The organism is Anaerophilus nitritigenes (assembly GCF_004138215.1).
GTDB classification, from domain to species: domain Bacteria; phylum Bacillota; class Clostridia; order Peptostreptococcales; family Thermotaleaceae; genus Anaerophilus; species Anaerophilus nitritogenes.
In genome coordinates this window covers 12,057-38,237 of the sequence record NZ_RYYS01000064.1, presented here as the reverse complement: position 1 = coordinate 38,237, position 26,181 = coordinate 12,057, and the positions used below count along the sequence as shown (strand labels likewise).

Below are 26,181 nucleotides of genomic sequence, written 5' to 3'. Positions count from 1 at the left end.
TTTTTTAATATTTTCTTCTTTTAAAATATCCTCTTCCTATTAAAGCTACAAGTCCTAATCCAATTACAATAGCAGGCAGTGCTACTCCATTGCTGGCTTCCTTTTTAGTTTCTTTTTTCTCGATTTCATATGCTTTTCCCATAGCTTCTTGTGCTTGTTCTGGTTCTTCTGGTTCTTCTTTTTTTTCATTTAATTGCTCTTGTCTGTTTCCTACATTACTTTTTGATAGGTCTTGAGTTTCTTTAATAACACCTGTACTATTTGTATTGATCTTTTGATCTTCACTTTCTTTTGCTATCCCCTTTTGAACAGCTGTAGCTTCTTGTTTTACAACTTCTGTAGGTGTTACTATGCTTTTTGGTGTTTCTTGTACATTTGAATTTTTTTGTATCTTTTCATCTGCTTGTTGTTGTTCTTTAGAAGGTATTTCTGTTTTTGGATCTTCTTGTTTTACCTCCTCTTGTTTCACTTGTTCTTGTTTTATATCTTCTTGTTTAGGTTTATTTTTACTTGAAGAAGAAGATGATGATGGTGTAGATGGTTGCTGATTTTTAGATGTATCAATTTTTATATCTTTATGAGTTGCATCTTTAAATATACTTTCAAATTTTTTCATTGTATCTTGATCTAGAGTAGAAAAGCTTGCTGCTAGTTCATTTACCTTTACATTTCCACAAGTATGATGACAACATACTACTCCGTATTCTACTGCATTATTAATATAAATATCAGCAATCTGTTTCATAGTTTCTGCATCTGCATTCCACATATCTCTTCTTGCAGCTTCCATTTGCCATCCAATAATAGATTGCATTACATATGGATCTAATTGTGCTCTTACATTTTCATCTAATATAATGGCATCTGCTACACTTTTCCATCCCCAATCATCAATTGCATCTAAAGTAGCATCCATTAAAAACATATTGCCTATATGTTTTCCTATTTCTGCACTTCCTGCATATCCTTCCTTTAACATTCCTTCAATCCATTTTGGATTTAAAATTCTTGTTCTTAATTCTGTAGATATAAATTCTGATAAACTTTGTACTTTAGGATCTCCTGCTTTTCTTGTATTGATAATAAATGTTTTTATATCTTTTCCAGATGCAGCTTTAGCAGCAAGTCTTAATCCTCCTAAATATTGTGCCACATCATCATTATCTAAAGTTCCCCATAAAGAATCTCTTATTTGAGTTACTGTATCTACATTTTTAAGAGCCTCTTTAAATATATCCTTTGCTTCTTTTCCATAGGTCTCTTTTCCATAAATATAAGACATACGATTCATATAAGTATTTACTAAATCATCTTGTGTCTCCCAAGCACTAGTAGTTTCTGCCAAAGTAGATACCCCAGTTCCATAAGTTCCTGGTGCATCTCCAAATATTCTAGCTCCTGCTAACAATTCTGCTTCTTTTTCACTTACTCCTTTTTCTTTTAGTTGATTTAAAATTTCATCATAGTGTTTTTTAACATGATTTTGATCATTGCTTTCATCTACTTTTGATACTTCTCTAAAAGCTTCATCTAAAACTCCTATTGTATTTGAAAAAGTATCTCTAAATAATCCTGATATACTTACCACTACATCTACACGAGGTCTTCCTAATTCTTCTATAGGTGTAACTTTTACAGAGTTTACATTTCCTTTTTTATCCCATACTGGCTCTGTTCCTATCATTCTTAAAATCATTCCAACACTTTCTCCATTTGTTCTCATCGTTTCAATAGCCCATAATACAACCCCTACAGAATCAGGATATTTCCCAGTTTCTTGTTTATATCTTTCTAAAAGATCATCAGCAGCTTTTTTTCCTGTTTCCCATGCAGCTTTATCAGGAATTTGTCTAGGGTCAAAAGTTGAAAAATTTCTTCCTGTAGGCATAGCATCAGGAACTCTTATAGGATCTCTTGATGGACCTGGTTCTATGTACTCTCCATTTAATGCACGAATCAAATTGATAATTTCTTGACTTGCCAAGCTTAAATTTTTTTCTATAGTTTCTCTATCACTTTCTCTACTCTTATCATATCCAATGATAGAGTTTACCATTTGATCAAATAAATCTCCCTTAGGTGCTACTCCTAGTGTATGAAGTCCATAAGGCATAAGTTCTGTTGCCAAATCCTCTAGGTATTCATGAAGATCTTCTGCTGATTCATAAAAGTTTGTTTCAAGATTCAAATTGATTTCTTGATCAATATGATTATTTTTCACCATTTCAATTATTTGTTTTTGAAGCTCTAAAGCTCTTGCTTCATTGTTTTTTCTCATTTCATCTAAATAACTTACTACTAAATTTTGAAGTTGAACCAACTCTCCATAAAGCTCTGGTTGAACCATAGGAGGAGTCAAATGATCAATAATTACTGCATATCCTCTTCTTTTTGCTTGTGTTCCCTCTCCTGGATTATTCATAATATAAGGATTAATATTTACCATATTTCCAATTAATTGATCTGGCCAATCATTCTCTCCTAATCCTACACTTTTTCCTGGTAACCATTCTAGTGTACCATGAGTCCCTAAATGAATCACTGCATCTGCTTTAAATTCATTTTGAAGCCAAAAGTAAAAAGCAATATATTGATGATTTGGTGGAAGCTTTGCTGAATGAGCAATTTTATTTGGATCATCTCCCCATCCTCTCATTGGCTGTGGTCCTACAAAAACATTTCCCATCTTCATTCCTGGGATGATCATCTTTCCATCTACAACCATTACATTTCCAGGAGCTGATCCCCACTCTTTTTCTACCTCCTCTTTTAAGATTTGAGGAAGCTTTTCATACCATTTCATATATTCATCTACAGATATTGTTAAAATATCTTCTTGTAAAAGCTTTTCCATCTCTCCTGGTGCCCAACTACCTACATTTCTTCCTTGCTTTTGAATCATCTCTTCTAAAGTTTTTGCATCTGTATGTTGATCTATTGTATATCCATCTTGTTTTAATGCTCCTAATACATTGGATGCACTTTCTATTACATTTAAATAAGATGCTTTGATTCCATCTTTACCTCCATCATGATTGTAATAAACTAAAGCTATTTTTTTATCTTCATTTTCTTTATTTCTTAAACTTGCCCAAGAAAGAGCACGACCACTAAGTCTTTGTATATTATAATCAATAGGTGTCTTTTTAAGAATAGCTACTCCTGTAGTAGGATCTTTTTCTACTTCCTTTGTTCCCCCCATAAATATAGGCTCAATTCTTCCGTCTAATTCAGGTAGTACAACTTGCCAATATAACTCTCTTGATATACCTGCAGGATTTTCTTTCCATTCTTCTAAATCACTACTATATACAGGTGTAATTACAGGTATATTTAAATCTTTAAAAAGTTCTACTGCTTTTTCAGGGCTTCCACTAATAAAATTAAATCCCATTCCAGCTATGTATACATCTATATTTGGTTTATTTTCTTCTATATAAAAATCTTTGATCAAGTTTTCTCTCTTACTATCTGTAAGAGTAAATATAACATTTGCATTATTTTGTTCTAATTCTTTTAATAAAGCTATATACATATCTGTATCATCATTTTTAAAAGCACTATTATATGTGCTTACTCCAATCCATGGTCCATCATTTTTATGATTGCTTACTTTATACCAAGCTTTATACGCGTTTAGATTTTCGAATGCACCTGGCATGTTAGGATCTTTTATAATACTTTGTCTTATTTTTTCAACAAGTACAGTATCTGTAAATCCGTTGAGTTGATTCATAATAGCATCATATAAATCATCTGTTGTCACTGTACTATGATTTTTTAATGATGTATAAGCTGCATCTATGATCATAGCTGTCTTTTGTGGATCATCTTTTTCATAAACTAAATCTGTTACTGTTTTTAAAAAATCATCTGAATTTTCAAAGGATAAAACTATATCTTTCCAATCTTTTTCATAAACTACATTTACTACACTTTCTTTTATCAATCCTTGTAATAAATAGATACTTTCATCATAGACAGATCCATATACAGTGTTTTGTACAGTATGGTGAATATCGTTTGTTATAAGTCCTATATTTTGTGGATCATTTTGAAAAGCTTCTTGAATAGTTTTATAAAAATGATCTACATCAAAAGAAATATTTTCTGCATCTGGATGATAAATAAATCGATCTGGCATATCTACTGTTTTTATAGATTCTTTGACTTCCATTCCTCCTAGGTTTCCTAAGAAAAGCAGGAGTCTTTTCATATTTTCTACTCCCCCCTTTACAAAATACTCTTTTAATTCCTCCTCTTTACTATAATCTAAAGAAGGATAATCATGACTAAAATCACTACTTCTTGTTATGTACATATGACAAGATGAAGGAACCTCTTTGATCACAGGTCCTAAATTATCAATTCCTTGTGAACCTATCATCTCCATAAGTGCAATATTTGCATCCTTTAACTCTTCTTTTACTTTTTCTGCATCTACATTCGTTGTACTGATTATCTTTACATCTAGAGGATATTCATCTTTAATCTCTCCATAAGCTTGAGCTACAGAAGCAATATAACTATCACTTCCAAGAATTAAAACTACTTTTGTAATACCTTGTGCACTTGCAAAAGACATATTCATACCTAAAATCATTGTAAATAAGATCATAAAGATCATAAAAGATCTAAAAAACCTTTTCATTGTCTTCCCACCTTTATTTATTTTTTTTCATATTTCCTTCAATTAAAATGAGTTTTCCTGTTTTAGGATCTTGAAACACAGTTCCCATTTCATTGAAGCCTTCTCCTGACCCCTCTTCAAAATCAGGTACTTCTTTCAATTCTCTTCCTTTATCCACCTCCATAATTTGCTGAAGTCTTTGCTGCATTCTTTGTCTTTCTTCTGGTGTTTTCTCCTTAAAAATAACACTTTGAAGGTTCCAAGAAACAACTAAAGCTACCATAAGTCCACAGCAAAACACCATCATTACATCCATCAAATTGGCCATACCTGATAGTGGATCAGTTTCCTCCTCGTCTAACATTCTTCTTTTCTGTCTCCTGAGCAACCTCTTCCCCTCCATCAATAAGTTCTAATAATACTTCCATACGATTTAAGTCCTTTTGATACCATCTTTTTCTTACTTTAGATATCATAGATGCTAATGCACCCGCAGCTACTCCTACTACAGTAGTATCAAAGGCAATGATCATAGATTCAGAAAGACCGGCTACATCTCCTTGTCCTAGCTGCCCTAGTCCTGGTCCTAATGGAATGAGAGTTCCCATAAGTCCTAATACCGGGCCTAGCTTTGTAATTAAATCTGTCTTGTCTAATATTTTTTTTATTCTAGACTCTTCTTGATCTAAAATATCTATAGCCAATGCTTTTTTAGCACTTTGATCTATATTCTTTTTTTCAATATAATTAAGCAAAATATCTTTTTGTCTTTTCGACAATCCACTTTGTTCTACAACTTGACATAAATTATTTTTTTTCCAAACTTCATCTTGTACGTGGCAAAATACTTCTACCAACTCATTCTTTTTGTATTCCTTTCTTTTTTGCCTCTCAGCAATAAAGTGCCCAAACTCCATAAAAATAAATAACACCATAAAAAGTAGTCCTAGAATTACAGGTATTAAAAAACTTTGTGCAATAGCATGTAGTATAGTAGTCAACCACTGAGAACCTACAATATTCAATTTTATATCCTCCCTCTATAAATTAAATTTTTCTTTAAGATACTAACTCATTCTTAGAATTTCTCTACTTTCAAAAATAAACTTCTTTAATTTTTTATTTTATAATGAACAAATCCCATACTAATGACTCCAATCATTCCAATACATACTGTTTTTAATATTTTAAATGAATCTACTTTTATTGGAGAGAAGTTCATCTTTGCAGAACTTACATAATTGGGAATAAACAATCCTAAAAGTAATGTGAAAATTCCAAAGAATAATAAAATACTATTTAATATATTTGATGGATTTACCTGTGTACGTTTTGTCATCCACTTCATTCCAGTAGCTACCAAAAATATAAATATAAAAAACAAAATAGATATAGTAATTTCTAGTAGATGATCTGTTCTTTTTAACTGTACCTTTGAAAGCATAATACTAATAGACATAGCCAAAAGGCAAAAAGGACAAGGTAGATACGCAAGTATTTTATGACCCATACTTTCTTGGTAAGAATCTGAGTTATGAAGTCCTAAATAAATTAAAAATATAGCCAAAATCATAGAACCTATAAAAGTATATCGATCAATAAGATGAGCAATATATTTCATATAGCTCGTAAGAAAAATACTTAAACCATACAAAATACTTGAAAATAAAAAGCTCATCCACGCCATATACTTTTTATTTGTAGAAGATACTCCTAAAATCATTCCTGTTTTTATACTCAATACAAACAAAGCAAAAATCATAGTAAAAATTGAAGTCCACAATTTATATCACCTCCTTTTTACTTAAAAATTTTCCAATAAAAAACCTCTCAAATAGAGAGGTTACATACAAAATAATATAAACTTTTTAAAAGTTACTTCTATGTACACCTCCCTATGACCCGTAGGGTTTACGTGCTCGTCATAATAGGCAGGTCTTCTGGCTTATGGTCATCATCTTTTTGCTTTCCTTCCCAGTTTCCTAGTGGTTATAAGCTAAGACTACCATTTTACAGCGGCGGCACCGCGCAGGATTTTCACCTGCTTCCCTTTTCATCTAATAGACACCTATCGACATATATTGATTTTTTTTATTATATTATAGCATATGCCAGTAGATTTTTCTATCTTTAGTAAAAATAATACCTTAACATCTAAAAATTTCTTTATACTGTATTTTGATCAAATTGAATAAAACACTCTATAAATGAAATCTTTTCATCATTAAGTCTTTTATCTTTATCACCTTTAACTTCCTTTTATTTTTTTATTGAAATCACATATTTTATAATTTATAGTATTTTATGTAATATTATATATTTTTACAAATTTGATCTTGTAACTTCATTTGTGTATCTTCATTTTTTTTCTTTAATTCTTTTAAGTAATTTTCCATATCTTTATATTCTAAAATTTCTCCTATTAATATGATTTCTAACATATTTCTAACTTGATGAATTCTTTTATCAGCTTTATAATCTTTCTCTTTACTATTATGAAAATATAAAAGTACTACACTTAAAGCATAAATGACTCTTTCTTCATCAAAGTTTTTATTTAAACTTTCTTTTAAAATATTTATTTGTCCTTTAGGTAGAGATTCATTTTGAATAATGTTTTCTATCAACTTCTTTGTATATCCAATCATACAATGTCTTCCTTCACATGGTCCACATTCTGTTTCTCCTAAACAAATTTTTTCTAAATTTTGTTGCATTTCTTGAGCATGATCATAAAGAGTAATAGCTGCTTCTTTAAAACAAGATAAAGCACCTTCTGTTTTCTCCTTGATCATAGGTGTTACTAAAAAATATATACAGACTCCTATTACAATAAAAAATATACTTATATTTATAGGAGTAATATACAATTTAGGAATAGTATTATACAATTTAGTCACTCCAAAGATCATAAATATACTAGCAGAAGCTATTTTAATAGCTATTTCAGGAACTTTATCTCCAATTTTACTTCCTACTACTATTGCAAGTCCACTGGTAAGTAACATTCCTGATACAGTTCCTATCAATACAAATATAGGATATGAAGAATCTACTGCTAAAGTAATGGCACTAAGCTGAGTTTTATCTCCAAGTTCTCCAATAAAAAATGCCACAGCTACTGTTAAAATAGGTCCTATATTCCTGTTTTGTTGCTCTTGTTCTTCTTCATCTTTTTTTAAAGTCCAAAGGCCAAATCCTATAAATAAAAAACCTGCTACAATCTGCATTTTGTCTAGTGGAATCACATTTGAAAGATATGCCCCTAAAGCTACTGCAATTCCATGATTTAATAAAGAACCTATAAAAACCCCTATTAAAACTTCATATACTGTAAATTTTGTAGCAAAAGTCATAGCAAGAATTTGTGTTTTATCGCCCATTTCTGCCATAAAAATAAGAAATAATGATTTTACAAATGATGTAAGCATTTTTGTCCTCCTTTTAAATTTTTATTCTTTTCTACTACATATCAAAAGCGAGACCTATAGTTTAATAAAGCTATTGATTAAAATAGCTTTATTAAGCTAAAAGTCTCGCCCCTTTTTTTAAAAAATTCCTCTAAAAAGTAAATAGAACCAGGTATTTTCACCAGTATGTTGATTCATATTTGCAGAAAATTTCCGCGGCTACTCCCTTTTTCACTTAAAAATCCTAAAAAAATATATCATATATTATTATAAATCACAAGTCTTATGTTTATTCAATTTTTTAAAGTATGTTTTAATATTTAAAAATATATTTTAATAATATTTCTAGATATGAAAATATTACTTTATTCTCTATTTATATTTTTATGCCTTTATTGATTGTTCGTATAAAGTATTTATCATTAGCAAATACTATTTATGAATTTTAAAAGGAGGTGTATCGTATGAAAGCAAACAATAGCATTGGATGTAGTGTGACGGAATGCAAATATCATGCAAAATCCGTCCCTAAGTGTAGCCTTGATCATATAGAAGTTGTAAAACATGAAGCAACTGCAACTACAGTAGAATCTACTGATTGCGGAAGCTTTGAAAGATCATAATTTTTCTATTTTCATAAGAAATCCTTATTTTTAAGGATTTCTTTTATCATCAATCAAAGGAGTGATATTTTGTATATTGTTTATCATGATGTAGATGGAACTCATTCTACCATTGTAGCTGCTGCAATTCATTTAAATCAACTTCCATTAGATGCTGTTCCAAATAAAAATGATCTTCTTACACTTCCTTTATTTGATCAACTACAACAAAAAGATATTGCACGACTTATTTATCATGGAAAAGATGAATATGGTCATTGTATATATACAATTGGAAGAAAACATTCTGCTCATCTTGTAGTCAATGCCATTGAAACTGTATTTAGTATGCTACATCTACCTCAAAGTGAAATTCTTTGTGTGAATACATCTCCTTGTGTAAATAACTTGATGAGAATAGGGGGAGGTAGTTCTAGAAAATTTGGTCTAGTATCATTTGGAAGACCCATTGTTACTTATGGAACTTTAAAAGCCTACCCAAAAATTTCTGAAATTGTAAGAAAAACAAAAATAAAAATAGCACCATCAATTTAGTACTATTTCATAAACTTTATAATTGTCTTTAATACCTTATCTAATTCTTCTTTGGTTATAGTATCTTTATCCTCTATTAAACAATCTTTTGCATGTTCTTCTAATATAATGAGTCCTACTTTATGAATAGATGCTCTAATAGCTGCAATTTGAAGAAGAATATCATTACAACTTTTTGTATCTTCTTCAATCATTTTTTCTACCCCAGCTATATGCCCCTTTATAGTTCTTAATCTATTAATTAAATCTTTCTTTGAATCTTCTTTAGACATATACTCTCCTCCGTTAAAATTTCTTTTCATATTATTGTATCACATTTTTCAAAAAATCATTATAAAAATAGTATCACTTTTATACTCTGAGCAATATGATATATTAAGAGCGCATTATTGTTTCTTAAAAGGGGGATGTAAACATATGGAACAAACTAAACAAGGTTTATTTGGCTGTGGAAATGACATATGGATTTGGGTTATTGCAATATTTTTCATATTCTATATTTTTGATGGTGGATCTCCATTCTTCGGACTTGGAAACAGATAACTTTACGTATTTTTCAGCATAAAAAAATCCTTTGTTTTCATACAAAGGATTTTTTTTATGTGCTTCATATTTTTATATTCACAAAGATCCTACAAATTTCATAGACTATAGTAGACAAAAGAAAAACAAAATGTTTAGTTTTTAAACTTAAAAATATTTTATCTTAAAAGGAGGTATATATGATGGCTGATGCACAACAATATGGATATGGTGGCTGTGGATACGATAGCAGTTTATTATTTTTCTTCTTACTTTTAGTTATTTTATTCTGCGGTGGCTGTGGCTATGGAATAGGTTATTGATTGCTAAATTTAAAAAAATATTTTTTCTTCCTTTTAAAAAAGAATTGGGTGTTCACCCAGTTCTTTTTTATGTAATAGGAATTCTATGCATAAAACAACTATCATACAAATATATTATTAGTACAATGTCAACATAGCGAGGTGATTCATTTATGTTAAAAATCCTTATACTCAAAAGACGAACCTTATATATTGCAATTTCCCTTCTTTTCATCCTACTTATTGGAATTGTTTTTTATACTATTTCAGGCTCAGATGAAACCTTTTCAGAAAGAGTAAAATACAATTATAAAAAAATATCTTATGACCAAGCTCAAGTACTTTTAGAAAAAAATCCAGATGCAATTGTATTTGACATTCGAGATGAAGAAGAATATTTAGAGGGACATATTCCTAATGCTACACAACTTTCTTACAAGGAACTGAGAAAAAAATTAGACTATTATAGTCCAGACAACATTTACATGATTTATGGAAATAGTGATAAAAAAAGTGAAAAAGCTGCAGAAGTTATGGCTAACAACGGTTTCTCAAAGATCTATATGCTAAGTGGAGGCATTAAAGATTGGCCCTATGAAATTGAATAAAAATCGCATGTTCCCATGGGAACATGCGATTTTTAACGAGGAGGTATTGTTTTATTAGATGGCACAACTGCATTTCCAGTTTTGGCATCAATATATAATATCCAATACCCATAATCTCCCTTTTCATTTTTTTTATCTTCTAAGGAATGCCAATATACAAATCCTGTTTTTCCTTCATAAGGCTGTTCACTTAATATAAATCTTCCTGGAACTCCATATAAATAGTACTCTACTTCTCCTTTTTGATCTTTCATCATTCCAAAAATATAATGTCTATATTTATAAATAGAAGAAGGACATACAGATGTATAAGGTGTATACGGAATATAACTATACATATAATTAACATATCCGTAAAAAGGGATAAAATTTCTATACAAGGTTTGTTGATTACAATCAATCTTCCACCAAGCACAGTTTTTCATATTTTTTTCAAAAGGCTCTACAGAAGGATAATATTTTAATATATTGTCAACATATCCTCCCACCATTTTGAAATACTGATGATAATACTCGTAGGGATTTTTGCAATCATAAGATTTCATAGATGTATACTCCTGAGCATACTCATTTTCTTCATATCTTCTAAATCCATTGATAATCCGTTGATGATAACTATATTCCTCAATTCTTTGTTTATTTTCTTTATTGTATACTTCTTCACTTTCCGTTATTTTTTCTTCCATTTCTTTTTCTTCTTGTAAATCCTTTTGTTCCACTTCTTTTTTTTCTTCTTGTAAATTCTTTTCTTTCTTAGCTTCTTCTTTTACTACTTCTTTATTGTCAATTTCTTCTTTTCTTATTTTTTCATTCTCTTTATAGCTTTCTTGTTCTTGTTTTTGTTCTTGGTCTTGGTCTTGTTCTTTTTTTATCTCTTCTCGCTCTATTTCAGCTTCTTTCTTTTCTTGAATTTCTACAAATAATTCTTTTTCTGTATTTTGTGTATATCTATCTTCTTGTTTGATGTCTTGTTCCATCTTTTCTTCTTTAATTTCCTCTTTTTCTTTCTCTATACTTTTAGTAGCTTCAAGATTTTCTACATTAGAAAGTATTTTCTGATCTTTTTCTTCCATAACATGTTTAAAAGCTACCTTCTTTTTATCTATAAAGCCTACTAAGGGGGTAGATCCTTCTTTTCCATGTTCTCTTGGCTTTGCCATAATTGCAATTACATTAAAGTCTTCAATGGAGTGACCTTTTCCATCCATATTTTCAGGGTCAAATTTCCAAGTTACTTCTCCTTTTCCGTATTGGTCAATAATAAAAGTTCCATTCTCCACATAAATATTATCTTTTGTTCCAATTAAGTACCCTTTATACATATACTTTGCATCTTCAAAATACTTCATATTTTCAATATAGTGACTAAGTACCCCTTTTCCATTTCTAGTTTCGATCTTTGTATATCCTTTTGGCAATTTTCCTTCTTTATTTTCAAATCCTTTATCTTCATGACCGAGTATGATAAAGTATCTTCTAAACTTTTTCCTGTCCATATTCACCATCCTCCCTTTAATCACTTACTATTAATATATGTACCAACTAGTAAATAAGTTCTTTTTTTACAAAAAAAATAAGCCTTTAAAGGCTTATATATTCATATACTACATCTGCTAATTTTCCAAATTCTTCTATATCCAAAGTCTCTCCTCTACGATTTTCCTCTATATCACTTTTTTGTAAAATTTCTTTGATCATCTCTTTTTCTAAACCAAGACCACTATTAGACAATGCATTTAATATAGTTTTTCTTCTTTTTCCAAAAGCTGCTCTCACTACTCTAAATAATAATTTTTCACTTTTTACTGCTACCTTTGGTTTTTCTAATACATCTAGACGAATTACTGTAGATTCCACATTAGGTTGAGGAATAAATACAGACCTTGGAACCTTTGTAATGATTTTAGGATCACAATAATACTGAACTGCTACAGATAAAGCACCATACTCTTTTGTATTGGGCTTTGCTTGCATTCGATCTGCAACCTCTTTTTGAATCATCACAACCATATTTTTAATAGGTACTTTTTCTTCTAAAAATTTCATGATGATGGGTGTAGTCACATAATATGGAAGATTTGCTATGACTTTTACTGATCTTTGTTCACATTTTTCCTCAATCAATGAATGTAAATTTATTTTTAAAATATCTCCATTGAGCACCTCTACATTATCACAATTTCCTAAAGTCTCTTCTAAAATTGGAAGCAATGTTTTATCTATTTCTACTGCAATAACTTTTAAAGCTCTTTGAGCTAATTCTTGAGTCAATGTTCCAATTCCTGGTCCTACTTCAATAACTACATCTTCTTTTCCTGCCTCCGCTCCATCTACTATTTTTGTTAATATATTTTCATCAATTAAGAAATTCTGTCCTAAACTCTTTGAAAATTTAAATCCATATTTGCTCACAATTTCTTTTGTTTTATGAGCTGAAACTAATTTTTCCATAAATCTCTCCTATCTAAAGCTTTTTTAAAGCCTCTTCAAATTCATCTCTTGTAATACCATAATTATTTAATCTACTTAAAAATTGTTTTGCATTTGCATAGCCTATTCCTAATATTTTTCCTGCTTTATCTCTTCTATGACTGGCTTGATTTGATCCTATAAAATCATTTTGAATCAAATCAATTTGCTTAAATTCATCTCTTTTTTCTTCGCTTTTAGATCGAACTTTACTCAAAGCCGCAATAATACTTTCTTTAGATGCATTTTCAATCCCTATATCTCCATTTTTTGTAGCTTCTTCTCTTGGTAAAAATGCATGCTTACATCCTGGAATTTTAGTGTCTATTCTTTTTCTAATAGTTTCTCCTGCATGATCTGGATCTGTAAAAATAATAACACCTTTTCTTTCCTTTGCTAGTTCTATCCTTTTAAATGTATTTTCTTTTATTCCAAAACCATGTGTAATAATTACTTCTGCTTCTACTGCTGCTTTTACAGCAATTTCATCATCTCTACCTTCTACTACAATAACTTCTTTAATCATATTTTTCACCTACCCTAGATTTCTATCCTTCAAACATTGTACAATATCCCTAAAAGATTGTAAAATACAATGTTTCTTTTTTATATTGTTTCCTTTATAATGAATGTAAATATAAAGATGGAGAGATTATGATGGATATACAAAAAAAATACCAAAATCTTAAAAAAATCATTCTTGATTTTAAAAAAGTAGCTGTTGCTTTTTCTGGTGGTGTAGACTCTACTTTCCTTATAAAGGTATGTCAAGACCTTTTAGGAGATAATGCTTTAGCCATTACTATTTGTGCACCCATTCATTCTAGTAGAGAAATAGAAGAAGCAAAAGCCTTCATGCAATCTATGGGAGTTTCTCATAAAATTATTCCTTTAAATATTTTAGATCTAGATGCTTTTGTGAAAAATCCTAAAGATCGATGTTATTTCTGTAAAAAAGAAATTTTTTCACATATAAAAGAAATAGCCCATCAATATAATATACCATATATTTTAGATGGTTCAAATTTAGATGATTTATCTGATTATCGACCAGGACTAAAAGCTTTAAACGAACTAGATATTTTAAGTCCACTAAAAGAAGCTCATCTTACAAAAAAAGAAATCCGGATACTTTCTAAATCTTTAAATCTTCCTACATGGAACAAACCTGCTTTTGCCTGTTTAGCTAGTAGATTTCCTTATGGAGAACCTATCTTAGAAAAAGATCTTAAAAAAGTAGAAAAAGGGGAAAACTATTTGATGGATTTAGGCTTTCGTCAATTTCGAGTTAGATTTCATAACAATCTTGCTAGGATAGAAGTAGCCCCAACACAAATAAATAAATTCTTTGATCTGTCCTTGATGAATGAAATCTCTAGGTATTTTAAAGCTATTGGATTTTCTTATGTTACTCTAGATCTTGAAGGATATAGAATGGGAAGCTTAAATGAAAATATATAGGAGTGAATAAATTTGGAATTAAAATATATTGAAAACATACTACAAAAAGTTAAATCTGGTTCAATCAATGTAGAAGAAGCTATGAATCATTTAAAAAATCTCCCATTTGAAGATATGGGTTATGCAAAAATTGATCATCATAGAAGCCTTAGAAATGGATATCCTGAAGTCATTTATTGTGAAGGAAAATCTATAGACCATATTTACGGTATTGTGGAAAATATGCTAAAAAAAGATACAAATATATTAGCCACAAGAGCCAATGAAGAAATCTATCAATCTTTAAAAAATTTAACCAATGATTTAGTTTATAATCCTCTATCTAAAACTTTGGTGATTCAAAGAAAAAAAACGCAAAAATACAAAGGAAAGATAGTAATTGCTACAGGAGGTACTTCAGATATCCCTGTAGCTGAAGAAGCTTATGTTACAGCAGATATATTAGGAAATCAAGTGCAAAGGTTATATGATGTAGGAGTTGCAGGAATTCATAGACTTCTTGCCAATACAGATATACTTATGAATGCTAATGTAATTATTGCAGTTGCAGGAATGGAAGGAGCATTAGCAAGTGTCATAGGAGGTCTTGTAGATAAACCTGTCATTGCAGTTCCTACTAGTGTAGGCTACGGCGCTCATTTTAATGGTCTTGCTCCCCTTTTAGCTATGCTCAATAGCTGTGCAAGTGGTATTGGTGTTGTAAATATTGACAATGGCTTTGGAGCTGCCTATCTTGCAAGTACTATTAATAGACAAATTGAATTAGCTAGAAAGGAATGAAAATACTATGGAAAAAATACTTTATTTTGATTGTCTCTCTGGGATTAGTGGAGACATGAGTATCGCTGCATTACTTGATTTAGGAATTGATCAAAAAGATTTTTTAAACGAATTAAATAAGCTCAATATAGAAGGGTATACAATACAAATTAAGAAAAATCAAAAAAATGGTATTACAGGAACAGATTTTTATGTTGTTTTACATAATGAGCATGATCATTCTCATCATGATAAACACGACCATAAACACCATCATAAAGATCACACTCATGCACATGATCATGAACATAGAAATCTTTATGATATTGAAAAAATCATTGATGAAAGCTCTTTAAATGAAAATGTTAAAAATTTAAGCAAAAAAATTTTTACTCATGTAGCAAATGCTGAAGCTAAAGTTCATGGAAAAAGTATTGATCAAGTTCATTTTCATGAAGTAGGAGCTATAGATTCTATTGTAGATATTGTAGGTGTAGCCATTTGTATAGATCTTTTAGATATTGATCATATTTATGCATCTCCTTTACATGTGGGTACAGGCTTTGTCAAATGTGCTCATGGAACAATTCCTGTACCTGCCCCTGCTACTTTAGAAATTTTAAAAGATATTCCTATCTACTCTCAAGGAATTCAAAGTGAATTAGTAACCCCTACAGGTGCTGCCATCATTAAAAGCTTAGCAAAAGATTTTATTCCACTTCCATCCATGGCTATAGAAAATATAGGCTATGGTTTAGGTAAAAAAGATCTTCCTATTTCTAATTTGCTTCGTGTTTATATAGGTAAAAAAAAAAGTGATGAATCTTTATTAGTTCTTGAAACCAATATTGATGATATGAATCCTGAAATCTATTCTTATCTCATGCCTACTTTATTTGAGCATGGTGCACTAGATGTGTATTTTACAAACATTATAATGAAAAAAAATAGACCTGCGATAAAGTTAACTATTCTTTGTACGAAAGAAAAAGAGGCTATATTAGAAAATATACTTTTTAGAGAAACTACTACTTTGGGTATTCGAAAATATCAAGTCACAAGAAATACTCTTTCTCGAAAAATCATAAAATTTATGAGTTCATTTGGAGACATTTCTTTAAAGGTAGCTTATAAAGATGAAAAAATATTAAAGTATTCTCCTGAATATGAAGAATGTAAACAAATAGCACAAAAATATAATATTCCTCTACAAAAAGTATATGAAACTATATTGTATGATTGTAACCAAGTTTTCCTTTAGAATATTTATAAGTAGACTTTTTTGAAGCAAATGATGCAAATCATATATTTATCCACAATTTTACAAAGTATACAGTTTCTATGTATATAAAAAAGTTAAAATAGACAGAGATAAATCTCTGTCTATTTTAATATATATACCAATACTTTTCTTCTTCCATATCTTTTCGTATCTTTAGGACTTTCAAAATACAGATCAATCTTATTTCCTTTGATGGCTCCTCCTGTATCTTCTGCAGTAGCAAATCCATAATCTCCTGATCCATCTAGTGCCTTGATATATAGTTTTGTTCCTAAAGGAATTACTTTTGGGTCTACTGCTACTACTCCAGGTCTTACTCTAGTTCCACTACTTGTAATTCCATGGTAAGGATGTCCTGGATGTTTTCCTGTACTTGCATAAGAGGCATCGTATGCAGTAGATGTCATTTGTATAGCATTTTTAGCACTGATACTACCTCTTGAAGTAGCCACATAAATAGCTGCTCCTTTTTCTACGATTTCATTTTTAGGACTTACTATAATTTGTTCTTGTATCAATTCTTTTGAAATCTCTATATCATCTTCATAAATGATTTTATACTTAACTTCCTTTTGTCCATTTTCCCCTTTTTGCATTACATTGACCTTCCCATGATCTAGCTTTTGATTGTATTTAACAACATTCTCAAAAGGAACCACTTCTTGTTGTTCAACTATTTTTTCTGTTACTCTAGCGATTTTTATAGTCTCATTTATTCCTATACTTTCAGAAAGATCGGGTTGTACTTTATCATTTTTCCCTATCTTAATTTTATGTTCTTTTAAAATATCTTTTACTTTTTCATGGGCAGTCATAACTTGGATCTCTTTTTGATCCGCGTAAACATTTACAGGATGTGCTCTTTTGATTTGTATGATCATTCCATCTTTGACTTTGTCATCTAAGGGATAAGATACTTGGTCATAATCACCTAGTACAAGATTTGATTTTTGAATGGCATCTGCTACACTTGAAAAAAGAACTTCTAATTTTACTGCTTTATTTCCATCTTTGATTGTAATCTGTTTTGTCAATGCAGTACTTCCTAGAAATATCCCTATTAGCACAACCAATCCCAGAATCATGAAATTTCTTTTATTTAGAAATTTCATATTCCTAAAGTGTGTTTCCATAGGTTTTAGCCTCCTTATTTTTTACGTAGAATCATAGAAAAATGAATCCTACATTTTTGAAAAATCTGCCAAATGGTTGATTTTTCCTGTCTTTTGAAGAATCTATAGTATTTTACACAAAAAACTTTTATAAGTCAAATTTTTGGACATATATTTTCAACTAACTAAAACTTTTCTATCCTTATTATTCTCATAAAATCCATTTTTATACATATTTTCTTTTTTGTCCTTTTCCCAGGCAATTTTCAAAAAATAAATAAGAAGGGCTTCCTTCTTGATATTTCATTCTATTCATCAAATTATTTTTTATGCTATAAAAATACCCTTTTTTTTATCTACTTAATCAAAATTTCATATATAAAATAGGATAGGCCTTTGGCCTATCCTATTTTATATTAAAAAATTTCTTTGCATTTTGAGTTGTTTGATGAGCTACTTCCTCTATAGATATTCCTTTAATTTGTGCAACTTTTTCTGCCACATATTTTACATAAGACATTTCATTTCTTTTTCCTCTATAAGGTATCGGAGTCAGATATGGAGAATCTGTTTCTACAAACAAATACTCTAGAGGAATATTTTCTACTACTTCTACTGTTTTTCTAGCATTATTAAAAGTTATGGGTCCTGCAATAGAAATATATGCTCCTAGCTTTATATATTGTCTAGCAAGCTCTTTGCTTCCTGAATAACAATGAAGTAAAACTCCTGTTTCAAAAGCTTTTTCTTCTTTTAAAATACTCATTACATCATCATTTGCTTCTCGATCATGAATAATAATAGGAAGTTTTACTTCCTTTGCTAGATGAATTTGTCTTCTAAACCAGTCTCTTTGTAAATCTCTTGGAGAATGATCATAATGATAATCAAGGCCAATCTCTCCAATAGCTACTACCTTTGGCTTTTTAGATAATCCTTTGAGTAAAGATAGAGTAATTTCATCCATATCTTTTACATCATGAGGATGTACTCCTACAGCGGCATATACCATATCATATTCTTTTGCCATCTCAATAGCTCTTACTGAAGTTTCAAAATCTGCTCCAGGATTTACAATGTATGATATGCCATTATCCTTTGCCCTTTTAATTATTTCATCTCGATCTTTATCAAATCTAGGATCATCTAAATGGGCATGTGAATCAAATAACATTTATTTTCCCCCTTTAGCTTACTTGTGCTCCTTCTTTTATATCAGCAGTTACAAGAGTCAGTTCTTTTCCATCCGCTGCTGCCAAAATCATTCCCCTTGATTCTTCACCTCTTAGTTTAATAGCCTTTAAATTTGTCACCACTACTACTTTTCTTCCTACTAATTCTTCAGGACTAAAATGCTTTGCAATCCCTGATACAATTTGGCGTACTTCTTCTCCTATTTTTACTTGAGATACAAGTAATTTATCTGCCTTTGGATGCTTTTTACATTCTAGAATTTTTCCTACCTTTAAGTCTACTTTATCAAAATCATCTATCGTAATTTCAGGCTTCTGAACAATTTCTTTCTCTTCTTCTTTTGATTCTGGTTTTTGAGCCATTTTCTCTAATTCTTCTAATTCTTTAGCGATATCAATTCTCGGGAATAAAGCTTCTCCCTTATGTACTTTTGTACCACTTAAAAGTTTTCCAAATTCAAAACTATCTTCCCAAGAAGTCCCTTTTCCATATTCTATTCCTAATTGATTATATATTTTTTTAGTTGTAATATGCATAAATGGCTCTATTAAAATAGCTATGATTCTAATACTATCTGCTAAGTTGTATAGTACTGTATCTAATCTATCTTTTTTGTCTTCTTCTTTAGCCAGTGTCCAAGGCATAGTTTCATCAATATATTTATTGGTTCTTCTTACAAGCTTCCATATTTCTTCTAATGCATTGCTAAAATCTAAATGATCCATTTTTTCTTCTACTTTTTTAGCTACACTCATTGCCAGTATTTTTAAATCTTCATCAAATTCTCCTATTTCTTTAGAATCTGGGATCATTCCTCCATTATATTTTTCAATCATAGCAATGGTTCTACTTACTAGATTTCCTAAATCATTAGCAAGATCAGAGTTAATTCTATTGAGTAACACTTCATTTGTAAATACTCCATCTTGACCAAAAGAATATTCTCTTAAAAGGAAATATTTTAGTGCATCTACCCCATACTTTTCTACAAGTATTACAGGATCTACTATATTTCCTTTTGATTTTGACATTTTTCCTCCCTCTAACAAAATCCACCCATGACCAAATACTTTTTTAGGAAGAGGAATATCTAGTGCCATAAGCATAGAAGGCCAAATAATCGTATGAAATCTTACAATTTCTTTTGCCATTAAGTGAACATCTGCTGGCCAATATTTTTTATAATCTCCATCTACCTCTTCTGGGTATCCTAAAGCTGTAATATAGTTTGATAGTGCATCTAGCCATACATAAATAACATGCTTTTCATCTATAGGTACAGGTATACCCCAATCAAAGCTTGTACGAGAAATACATAAATCCTCAAGTCCTGCCTTTATAAAGTTTACCATTTCATTTTTTCTAGAAGCAGGCTCTAAAAACTTAGGATTTTGTTCAAATAATTGTAAAAGTCTATCTTCATATTTAGATAATTTAAAAAAATATGCTTCTTCTTTTGTTTTTTCTACAGGTCTACCACAGTCTGGACATTTTCCATCTACTGCTTGAGTTTCTGTCCAAAAGGATTCACAAGGAGTACAATACAATCCTTCATATTCCCCTTTATAAATATCTCCTTTTTCATAAAGCTTTTTAAATATTTCTTGTACCCTTCTTATATGAAAATCATCTGTAGTTCTAATGAAAAAATCATAAGAAATCTCCATAGTCTCCCATAATTTTTTGATCCCATCCACAATTGTATCAATATATTCTTTAGGCTTCATTCCCTTTTCAGCTGCTGCCTTTTGAAGCTTTTGCCCATGTTCATCAGTACCTGTTAAAAACTTTACATCATATCCTGTAATTCTTTTAAATCTTGCCATAGCATCTGCTGCTACAGTACTATAAGTATGCCCTATATGAAGATTAGAACTTGGATAATAAATAGGTGTTGTAATATAAAAAGTTTTTTTATTCGTAGTCATAGATTTTCCTCCTCTTTTTCTTTCTTTTTCTAAGTTCTAGCTGTCCTTTTCTCCACTCTATAAGCCCTAAAAATAACATAAACAGATGTCCTATCAAAGTTGGAAATAATTTGTTAGATCCTTCTTTGATATACTTGATCACAATAATTGAGAAGGACTCAGGATCAAATAAAATGACAGTTATTCCTACTACAATATACATGATTGAAATAACGATTAGTCCTTTTAAATAACCATAAATAAATCTTAAAAGAAGCATTTTAGGCTTCCCGGATTTCAAAAGCATCACCTCACTCGCATACAAAAAAATCCCGCCCCAAGATAAGGGACGAGATCTACTCGCGTTACCACCCTAATTTGTCTATATTTCACAATATAGACCTTAGTAAGTGAAATTCACTTTGCACCTTTAACGGATGCAACTCCGGCATAGCCTAAAACATTTTCAGCTATGCAGTTTAGGGGCCATCTTCAAGATCTTCCTTGCACCAGTTCTCAGCAATCCTGGCTCTCTTTTGCAAATCCATATCCTTACTCTTCCCATCATTACTATTAATCTTATTATATATATAATTTATAAAAATATACATGTATTGTCAAGAGATTTATAAGGTTTTTACGTGAAACTATGCTCTTCTATTAACTTGTATACAATAATTTGGAATAAACCATCCAAGACCTAATCCTATAACATAGCCTATAATTAATAATACAATACTATTTATTTGAAGAATTCCTGTAAGAAGTGGTCCAAATAAGAGCATTGTACAAATAGCCACTCCTACTTTAAAGAAATTTTCTAATCCTGCAAACATAAGGATTTCTCCATTTCTCTCCATCTTATTTTTTAAGAACAATCTATATCCTATAAAAATCATAATCATAGATGCGATTACTAATATTCCCATTATTAAATTTATTTTATCTATACAATCATGAAATGTTCGTTCAGGAAGTATATACAATGGTAATGTAAAAAACCTTACAATATCTCCCATTTCTCGAATGAATGTATCATTAAAATGAATAGCTAATGTATACCGTATCGCTTCAGCATTCATCATCAAAAGTCCCCAAAGTCCACCAGGCAAAAACATAAATATAACAGTTAATATGACTTGTGCGATAGTCGTTCCTACTAACATTCCCATAAGCATAGAAAAGCTAAAAAATAATAAAATTGGTACAATACTCATATATATCCAATGAACTACATCTCCATATCCATAAAGATTAGCTACTTCCTTTATAGAATATCTCATCAAAAGAGTAATACAAAAGTTTAATAGATAAGGAACAATCATTATACTAAGTCCTGCTAATACTTTACTCATATAAATTTGTACTCTTTTATAAGGCATAACCCCTAAAAGCTCTAGTGTCTTTGTTCTTCTTTCTTCTCCTAATAAAAATCCTGCTATCATAATAGGAAATATAAGAAGAATAAAAAATTGTATAGGACTTTCTCCTTGTATAGGATCTGTAATCATATATGATCTCCAAGCTAATTCTTCTATATATTGATAACTCATAGGATCTAACTTAGAAATCTCATTTAAATATCTAATATGACTCATAGGTAAATCTAAAAATAATAATCCAAATATGACAATTCCAAAAACCCAATGAAGTCTTATATCTTTTTTGTATAAATTTTTATTAAAAAGTGAAGTCACCAAATTCATAGCCTTCTCCTCCCATCTTGTAGATAAATATTTCTTCTAAACTCATATCTATGGTCTCTAAAAGAATTGGATCATATTTTTTAATCTCTTCCATTACCTTTTCTACTCCTTCTTTTACAACCATTTGATATACTTTTCCAACATTTTCTATTTTTAAAAGATCTTTATGTTCTTTAATTTCTTTTGGTATTTCTCCTTTAAAAGCTACTTGTATTTTTCTTACCTTTTCTTTTAAATCATCAAGATTTGTCTCTAAAAGTACTTTTCCTTTATTCATCATACCTATATGATCACAGATTTGTTCAAGCTCTCCTAAATTATGAGTAGAGATCAACACAGTAGTATTATTTAAACTCACTTCTTGTACAATTAAATTAAGCACCTCACGTCTTATGACTGGATCTAGTCCACTTGTAGGTTCATCCATCACCATAACTTTAGGCATAATAGAAAGATTTAAATGTATACCAAGCTGAGTTTTCATTCCCTTAGACAATTGTCTTATTTTTTTTTGATCTTGTATTGAAAATAATTCCTTTAGCTTTTGGTATCTTTCTTCATTCCAATCTCTATAAGTATGTCGATAAAAATCCACCATATCTTTTACCTTAAATTGATTGTAGAAATTTTGATAATCTGGTATATATGCAATTTTTTCTTTCATAGAAGAACCATCTATAAGCTTTTGTCCATCTATAAAAATTTCTCCTTCATCTGGTGTATAAATGCCTACCATATTTTTAATCAAAGTAGTTTTTCCAGCTCCATTAGGCCCTAATAGCCCGTAGATTGCTCCTTCCTTTGCAAATAAATTGACATCATCTAATATTTTATTTTGTCCTAATGATTTAGATACGCCTACTACACTAATCATTTAGATCCTCCTTCCAACTCTTTTATAATCTCATCAATCATAATCATGATTTCTTTTTTATCTATTCCCATATAATAAGCTTCTACAATTGCTTTTTTAAAAATATCTTTAAGCTCTGTCATCTTTTCCCCATCCTTTTTTGCCTCGTATTCCATAGATACAAAAGTTCCTCTCCCTCTAAAAGTTTCTATGACCTTTTGTCTTTCTAGCTCTTGATAAGCTTTTGCTACCGTATTAGGATTTAATGTCATCATCTTTGCAAGCTCCCTTACAGAAGGCATTTTATCTCCAGGTTCTATTAAACCCTTTAAGATATTTTCCTTAACCCCTTCTATAATTTGCTGATATATAGGTGTACTGCTTCTAGGATCTATAATAAACATATCTTCACCTCCTACATTGTACTCTTTGTATTATTTAAAATAGTACACTTAGTACATGTATAAAATATCACTTTTATAAATTTTTGTCAATACAAAAAAGATGAGCAAATATTTGTCCATCTTATCCTATATTGCAGTACTTTTTATTTCTTTTTCTACAACCTTCACTAGATACTTAAGAAACTCTTCTCTTAAATCTTCACGTTTTAAAGCAATCTCCACTGTTGCCTCTAAGAATCCTTGCTTATCTCCTACATCATATCGTCTTCCTTCAAATTTATAAGCATACATAGCTTCCCTTTGTGCTAACTCCTTTAATCCATCAGTAAGCTGTATTTCTCCACCAGCTCCAGGCTTAATATGCTCTAGTATTTCAAATATTGCAGGGTTTATGATATACCTTCCAAGAATCGCTACATTAGAAGGAGCTTCTTCTACTGCAGGCTTTTCCACAAGTCCCTGTACTTTATATACCCTACTTCCTATCTGCTTTCCCTCAACAATTCCATATTTACATACATCTTCTACGGCTACTTCCTGTACTCCTAGAATAGATGTCTTGTATTCATCATAAGCTTCAATCATTTGCTTTAAGCAAGGCTTTCGTGCATCAACAATATCATCTCCTAATAAAACTGCAAAAGGCTCATCTCCTATAAAGCTTTTTGCACAATATATAGCATGCCCTAATCCTTTAGGCTCTTTTTGTCTAATGTAGTGGATATTGACCATATTTGATATTTCTCTTACTTGTGTTAATAAATCTTTTTTCCCTTTTATTTCAAGCTCTAGCTCTAATTCTACTGATTTGTCAAAATGATTTTCTATGGAAGATTTATTTCTTCCTGTTATAATAAGAATCTCTTCTATGCCAGAATCTACAGCCTCTTCTATAATATATTGCAACGTAGGCTTATCTACGATTGGTAACATTTCCTTAGGCTGTGCCTTGGTAGCTGGTAAGAATCTAGTCCCTAGTCCTGCTGCTGGTATAATTGCCTTACGTACTTTCATTACTAGTTCCCCCCTTTGAAGTCTATTCAAATCATCCAAAGAATTACTACTGTCCATGAATAATCATCCTTATTTGTTTTTTATTTTTAATTATATTGTTATAATTCCTTCTCAGTAAATTGATAGATTTAGTAGCTCTCCCCATAAGTTTTATTCTTACTATTATTTTATCAGAAAGAATAGTTTTATTCTATATTCAAAAATTTAGAAAGAGAAAACTTCCCCAAAAGGTAATTTACTAAAAAATATATTTACAAATCCATACAGATGCTACTACTGCCCCTATGTGAGAAATAATAGCCGCAAGTAAAGTATGTCTACTCTCTTTAATTCCTATCGCTCCAAAATAAATAGCCATGGTGTAGAATATAGTTTCTGATGATCCCATCATAGTAGATGATACTCTTCCTATAAATGAATCAGGCCCATAAGTATTTAATAAATCACTTACAACTCCTAATGCTCCACTTCCTGATACTGGTCTCATAAATACTAAAGGTAGTACTTCTTTTGGAATACCTAATGCCTTTGTAATAGGAGAAAATATTTTTATAAGTAAATACAATGCTCCAGAGTCTTTAAAAATACCAATAGCCAAAAATATAGCAATAAGATATGGCATAATACGAATAGAAGTTTTAAAGCCTTCCTTTGCTCCTTCTACAAACGTTTCATATATATCAATTTTTTTTATCATTCCATGTCCTAAGATCATAGTAATCATAATCGGAAGCATCATGATAGAAATAAATTGTAATAAATTTATCATATTAACTTTTCCTTTCTAATATTTTACAAGATAATATACCGACTATTGTAGATACAGTGGTTGCTACTAAAGATGTTCCTATAATTTCTGTAGGATTTACACTTCCTGTATCCACTCTGATCTTTAAAACAGATAGAGGGACTAACTGAATAGAGGACATATTAATGACCAAAAACATACACATAGCATTAGTAGCTTTTCTTTTATTTGAATTTAGGTTTTGTAAATCCTCCATAGCTTTTAAACCTAGCGCTGTTGCAGAATTTCCTGCTCCAAACATATTTGCTGCCATATTCATAACCATAGCACTCATAGCAGGATGATTTTTAGGAATATCAGGAAATAAAATGCCCATAAAAGGACTCATTATTTTCCCTATTTTATCTATAAGACCAGATTTTTTAGCTATATTCATAAGTCCTAACCATACAGACATAATCCCTGTAAGACCTATGGAAAACATAACTGCATCTTGAGTATTTTTAATCAGTACATCATTGACTATATCTATTTTTTTTGTGATGGCTGCCACACCCATTCCAAAAAATATCATAAAAGCCCATATTTTATTCATACTTCACCATCCTTTTGATTCATAAACATATTCTTTACTACTGTATTT

26 protein-coding genes, 1 riboswitch and 1 other annotated feature are annotated in these 26,181 nt (G+C 30.3%); of the genes, 7 read left to right on the top strand and 19 right to left on the bottom strand.

Annotation, left to right across the window (positions count from 1 at the left end; all coding sequences use genetic code 11):
* Positions 1 to 4: 4 nt before the first annotated feature.
* The 5 genes from EK368_RS09730 to EK368_RS09710 all read right to left on the bottom strand — a co-directional run bounded on the left by EK368_RS09730 (position 5) and on the right by EK368_RS09710 (position 8,061).
* Positions 5 to 4,651: a cobaltochelatase subunit CobN gene (locus EK368_RS09730; RefSeq protein WP_129599044.1), complete on the bottom strand. Its 4,647-nt coding sequence runs from the start codon at positions 4,649 to 4,651 to the stop codon at positions 5 to 7.
* Between the two features lie 13 nt (positions 4,652 to 4,664).
* Positions 4,665 to 5,018, bottom strand: a complete 354-nt coding sequence (locus tag EK368_RS09725; protein ID WP_243109397.1) for a DUF2149 domain-containing protein — start codon at positions 5,016 to 5,018, stop codon at positions 4,665 to 4,667.
* Positions 4,972 to 5,655 carry a MotA/TolQ/ExbB proton channel family protein gene (locus EK368_RS09720; protein WP_129599039.1) on the bottom strand — a complete coding sequence of 228 codons (684 nt, stop codon included), beginning with the start codon at positions 5,653 to 5,655 and terminating at the stop codon, positions 4,972 to 4,974. The genes EK368_RS09725 and EK368_RS09720 overlap by 47 nt, the downstream gene beginning before the upstream one ends.
* An 86-nt stretch (positions 5,656 to 5,741) precedes the next feature.
* Entirely contained in the window at positions 5,742 to 6,413 is a 672-nt protein-coding gene (locus tag EK368_RS09715) for a DUF2162 family putative transporter (RefSeq protein ID WP_129599037.1), read from the bottom strand.
* A 130-nt stretch (positions 6,414 to 6,543) separates the two neighbouring features.
* Positions 6,544 to 6,715: riboswitch (cobalamin riboswitch) on the bottom strand.
* A 227-nt stretch (positions 6,716 to 6,942) separates the two neighbouring features.
* Entirely contained in the window at positions 6,943 to 8,061 is a 1,119-nt protein-coding gene (locus EK368_RS09710) for a TMEM165/GDT1 family protein (RefSeq protein ID WP_129599034.1), read from the bottom strand.
* A 443-nt stretch (positions 8,062 to 8,504) separates the two neighbouring features.
* Here EK368_RS09710 and EK368_RS09705 point away from each other — a divergent pair, with 443 nt between their 5' ends.
* Together EK368_RS09705 and EK368_RS09700 are read left to right on the top strand one after the other, a co-directional pair.
* Entirely contained in the window at positions 8,505 to 8,663 is a 159-nt protein-coding gene (locus EK368_RS09705; protein WP_129599032.1) for a DUF1540 domain-containing protein, read from the top strand.
* A gap of 69 nt (positions 8,664 to 8,732) precedes the next feature.
* Positions 8,733 to 9,197, top strand: a complete 465-nt coding sequence (locus EK368_RS09700; protein ID WP_129599029.1) for a DUF3189 family protein — start codon at positions 8,733 to 8,735, stop codon at positions 9,195 to 9,197.
* 2 nt (positions 9,198 to 9,199) lie between these two features.
* Here EK368_RS09700 and EK368_RS09695 read toward each other — a convergent pair whose 3' ends face one another.
* Positions 9,200 to 9,469, bottom strand: a complete 270-nt coding sequence (locus EK368_RS09695; protein ID WP_129599028.1) for a metal-sensitive transcriptional regulator — start codon at positions 9,467 to 9,469, stop codon at positions 9,200 to 9,202.
* A gap of 145 nt (positions 9,470 to 9,614) precedes the next feature.
* Here EK368_RS09695 and EK368_RS15265 point away from each other — a divergent pair, with 145 nt between their 5' ends.
* The gene (locus tag EK368_RS15265; protein ID WP_279222277.1) at positions 9,615 to 9,740 is read left to right on the top strand and encodes a hypothetical protein; all 126 of its coding nucleotides are present in this window, start codon (positions 9,615 to 9,617) and stop codon (positions 9,738 to 9,740) included.
* A gap of 454 nt (positions 9,741 to 10,194) precedes the next feature.
* Complete coding sequence (locus tag EK368_RS09690; protein WP_129599025.1) at positions 10,195 to 10,629, top strand: rhodanese-like domain-containing protein; 435 nt, start codon at positions 10,195 to 10,197, stop codon at positions 10,627 to 10,629.
* Positions 10,630 to 10,661: 32 nt separating this feature from the next.
* Here the strand turns inward: EK368_RS09690 and EK368_RS09685 are convergent, their stop codons facing one another.
* The 3 genes from EK368_RS09685 to rnmV form a co-directional block, all read right to left on the bottom strand.
* Positions 10,662 to 12,125: a DUF7922 domain-containing protein gene (locus EK368_RS09685; protein WP_129599022.1), complete on the bottom strand. Its 1,464-nt coding sequence runs from the start codon at positions 12,123 to 12,125 to the stop codon at positions 10,662 to 10,664.
* Between the two features lie 85 nt (positions 12,126 to 12,210).
* A complete protein-coding gene (gene rsmA / locus EK368_RS09680) occupies positions 12,211 to 13,080 on the bottom strand; it encodes a 16S rRNA (adenine(1518)-N(6)/adenine(1519)-N(6))-dimethyltransferase RsmA (protein ID WP_129599019.1) in 870 nt (289 codons plus the stop codon).
* A gap of 13 nt (positions 13,081 to 13,093) precedes the next feature.
* Positions 13,094 to 13,624, bottom strand: coding sequence for a ribonuclease M5 (rnmV, locus tag EK368_RS09675; RefSeq protein WP_129599016.1), 531 nt, complete (start codon positions 13,622 to 13,624; stop codon positions 13,094 to 13,096).
* Positions 13,625 to 13,755: 131 nt separating this feature from the next.
* Between rnmV and larE the strand changes: the two genes are divergently transcribed.
* Genes larE through larC form a run of 3 tightly spaced genes read left to right on the top strand, consistent with a single transcriptional unit; the run spans position 13,756 to position 16,579 of the window.
* Positions 13,756 to 14,559 (top strand): ATP-dependent sacrificial sulfur transferase LarE, encoded by an 804-nt coding sequence (larE, locus tag EK368_RS09670; protein ID WP_129599013.1) that lies wholly within the window; start codon positions 13,756 to 13,758, stop codon positions 14,557 to 14,559.
* Between the two features lie 12 nt (positions 14,560 to 14,571).
* Entirely contained in the window at positions 14,572 to 15,339 is a 768-nt protein-coding gene (gene larB, locus EK368_RS09665; protein WP_243109396.1) for a nickel pincer cofactor biosynthesis protein LarB, read from the top strand.
* Between the two features lie 7 nt (positions 15,340 to 15,346).
* The gene (gene larC, locus EK368_RS09660) at positions 15,347 to 16,579 is read left to right on the top strand and encodes a nickel pincer cofactor biosynthesis protein LarC (RefSeq protein WP_129599010.1); all 1,233 of its coding nucleotides are present in this window, start codon (positions 15,347 to 15,349) and stop codon (positions 16,577 to 16,579) included.
* A 122-nt stretch (positions 16,580 to 16,701) separates the two neighbouring features.
* Here the strand turns inward: larC and EK368_RS09655 are convergent, their stop codons facing one another.
* From EK368_RS09655 to EK368_RS09610, 10 genes are all read right to left on the bottom strand, one after another.
* Entirely contained in the window at positions 16,702 to 17,733 is a 1,032-nt protein-coding gene (locus EK368_RS09655) for a 3D domain-containing protein (protein ID WP_129599007.1), read from the bottom strand.
* A gap of 385 nt (positions 17,734 to 18,118) precedes the next feature.
* Entirely contained in the window at positions 18,119 to 18,886 is a 768-nt protein-coding gene (locus EK368_RS09650) for a TatD family hydrolase (RefSeq protein ID WP_129599004.1), read from the bottom strand.
* A 13-nt stretch (positions 18,887 to 18,899) separates the two neighbouring features.
* Positions 18,900 to 20,834 carry a methionine--tRNA ligase gene (gene metG, locus EK368_RS09645; protein ID WP_129599001.1) on the bottom strand — a complete coding sequence of 645 codons (1,935 nt, stop codon included), beginning with the start codon at positions 20,832 to 20,834 and terminating at the stop codon, positions 18,900 to 18,902.
* Positions 20,821 to 21,114, bottom strand: a complete 294-nt coding sequence (locus tag EK368_RS09640; RefSeq protein WP_165000404.1) for a hypothetical protein — start codon at positions 21,112 to 21,114, stop codon at positions 20,821 to 20,823. The genes metG and EK368_RS09640 overlap by 14 nt, the downstream gene beginning before the upstream one ends.
* 41 nt (positions 21,115 to 21,155) lie before the next feature.
* Positions 21,156 to 21,390, bottom strand: a binding site (T-box leader).
* A gap of 70 nt (positions 21,391 to 21,460) precedes the next feature.
* Entirely contained in the window at positions 21,461 to 22,519 is a 1,059-nt protein-coding gene (locus EK368_RS09635; RefSeq protein WP_129598994.1) for an ABC transporter permease, read from the bottom strand.
* On the bottom strand, positions 22,494 to 23,393 hold the full coding sequence (locus EK368_RS09630) for an ABC transporter ATP-binding protein (protein ID WP_129598991.1): 900 nt from the start codon (positions 23,391 to 23,393) through the stop codon (positions 22,494 to 22,496). The genes EK368_RS09635 and EK368_RS09630 overlap by 26 nt, the downstream gene beginning before the upstream one ends.
* On the bottom strand, positions 23,390 to 23,776 hold the full coding sequence (locus tag EK368_RS09625; RefSeq protein WP_129598988.1) for a GntR family transcriptional regulator: 387 nt from the start codon (positions 23,774 to 23,776) through the stop codon (positions 23,390 to 23,392). Before EK368_RS09625 ends, EK368_RS09630 begins: the two co-directional genes overlap by 4 nt.
* A 126-nt stretch (positions 23,777 to 23,902) precedes the next feature.
* The gene (gene galU / locus EK368_RS09620; protein WP_129598985.1) at positions 23,903 to 24,790 is read right to left on the bottom strand and encodes a UTP--glucose-1-phosphate uridylyltransferase GalU; all 888 of its coding nucleotides are present in this window, start codon (positions 24,788 to 24,790) and stop codon (positions 23,903 to 23,905) included.
* A 238-nt stretch (positions 24,791 to 25,028) separates the two neighbouring features.
* Entirely contained in the window at positions 25,029 to 25,559 is a 531-nt protein-coding gene (locus tag EK368_RS09615) for a spore maturation protein (RefSeq protein WP_129598982.1), read from the bottom strand.
* Position 25,560: 1 nt separating this feature from the next.
* Positions 25,561 to 26,133 carry a nucleoside recognition domain-containing protein gene (locus tag EK368_RS09610; protein ID WP_129598978.1) on the bottom strand — a complete coding sequence of 191 codons (573 nt, stop codon included), beginning with the start codon at positions 26,131 to 26,133 and terminating at the stop codon, positions 25,561 to 25,563.
* Between the last annotated feature and the right edge of the window lie 48 nt (positions 26,134 to 26,181).

Coding starts and splice junctions, on each gene's coding strand:
- EK368_RS09650 (WP_129599004.1), bottom strand. CDS start 18,886: ATGTTATTTGATTCACATGCCCATTTAGATGATCCTAGATTTGATAAA.
- EK368_RS09610 (WP_129598978.1), bottom strand. CDS start 26,133: ATGAATAAAATATGGGCTTTTATGATATTTTTTGGAATGGGTGTGGCA.
- EK368_RS09630 (WP_129598991.1), bottom strand. CDS start 23,393: ATGATTAGTGTAGTAGGCGTATCTAAATCATTAGGACAAAATAAAATA.
- galU (WP_129598985.1), bottom strand. CDS start 24,790: ATGAAAGTACGTAAGGCAATTATACCAGCAGCAGGACTAGGGACTAGA.
- EK368_RS09690 (WP_129599025.1), top strand. CDS start 10,195: ATGTTAAAAATCCTTATACTCAAAAGACGAACCTTATATATTGCAATT.
- EK368_RS09730 (WP_129599044.1), bottom strand. CDS start 4,651: ATGAAAAGGTTTTTTAGATCTTTTATGATCTTTATGATCTTATTTACA.
- EK368_RS09695 (WP_129599028.1), bottom strand. CDS start 9,469: ATGTCTAAAGAAGATTCAAAGAAAGATTTAATTAATAGATTAAGAACT.
- rnmV (WP_129599016.1), bottom strand. CDS start 13,624: ATGATTAAAGAAGTTATTGTAGTAGAAGGTAGAGATGATGAAATTGCT.
- EK368_RS09635 (WP_129598994.1), bottom strand. CDS start 22,519: ATGAATTTGGTGACTTCACTTTTTAATAAAAATTTATACAAAAAAGAT.
- EK368_RS09615 (WP_129598982.1), bottom strand. CDS start 25,559: ATGATAAATTTATTACAATTTATTTCTATCATGATGCTTCCGATTATG.
- EK368_RS09625 (WP_129598988.1), bottom strand. CDS start 23,776: ATGTTTATTATAGATCCTAGAAGCAGTACACCTATATATCAGCAAATT.
- larE (WP_129599013.1), top strand. CDS start 13,756: ATGGATATACAAAAAAAATACCAAAATCTTAAAAAAATCATTCTTGAT.
- rsmA (WP_129599019.1), bottom strand. CDS start 13,080: ATGGAAAAATTAGTTTCAGCTCATAAAACAAAAGAAATTGTGAGCAAA.
- larC (WP_129599010.1), top strand. CDS start 15,347: ATGGAAAAAATACTTTATTTTGATTGTCTCTCTGGGATTAGTGGAGAC.
- EK368_RS15265 (WP_279222277.1), top strand. CDS start 9,615: ATGGAACAAACTAAACAAGGTTTATTTGGCTGTGGAAATGACATATGG.
- EK368_RS09710 (WP_129599034.1), bottom strand. CDS start 8,061: ATGCTTACATCATTTGTAAAATCATTATTTCTTATTTTTATGGCAGAA.
- EK368_RS09705 (WP_129599032.1), top strand. CDS start 8,505: ATGAAAGCAAACAATAGCATTGGATGTAGTGTGACGGAATGCAAATAT.
- EK368_RS09685 (WP_129599022.1), bottom strand. CDS start 12,125: ATGGACAGGAAAAAGTTTAGAAGATACTTTATCATACTCGGTCATGAA.
- EK368_RS09655 (WP_129599007.1), bottom strand. CDS start 17,733: ATGGAAACACACTTTAGGAATATGAAATTTCTAAATAAAAGAAATTTC.
- metG (WP_129599001.1), bottom strand. CDS start 20,834: ATGACTACGAATAAAAAAACTTTTTATATTACAACACCTATTTATTAT.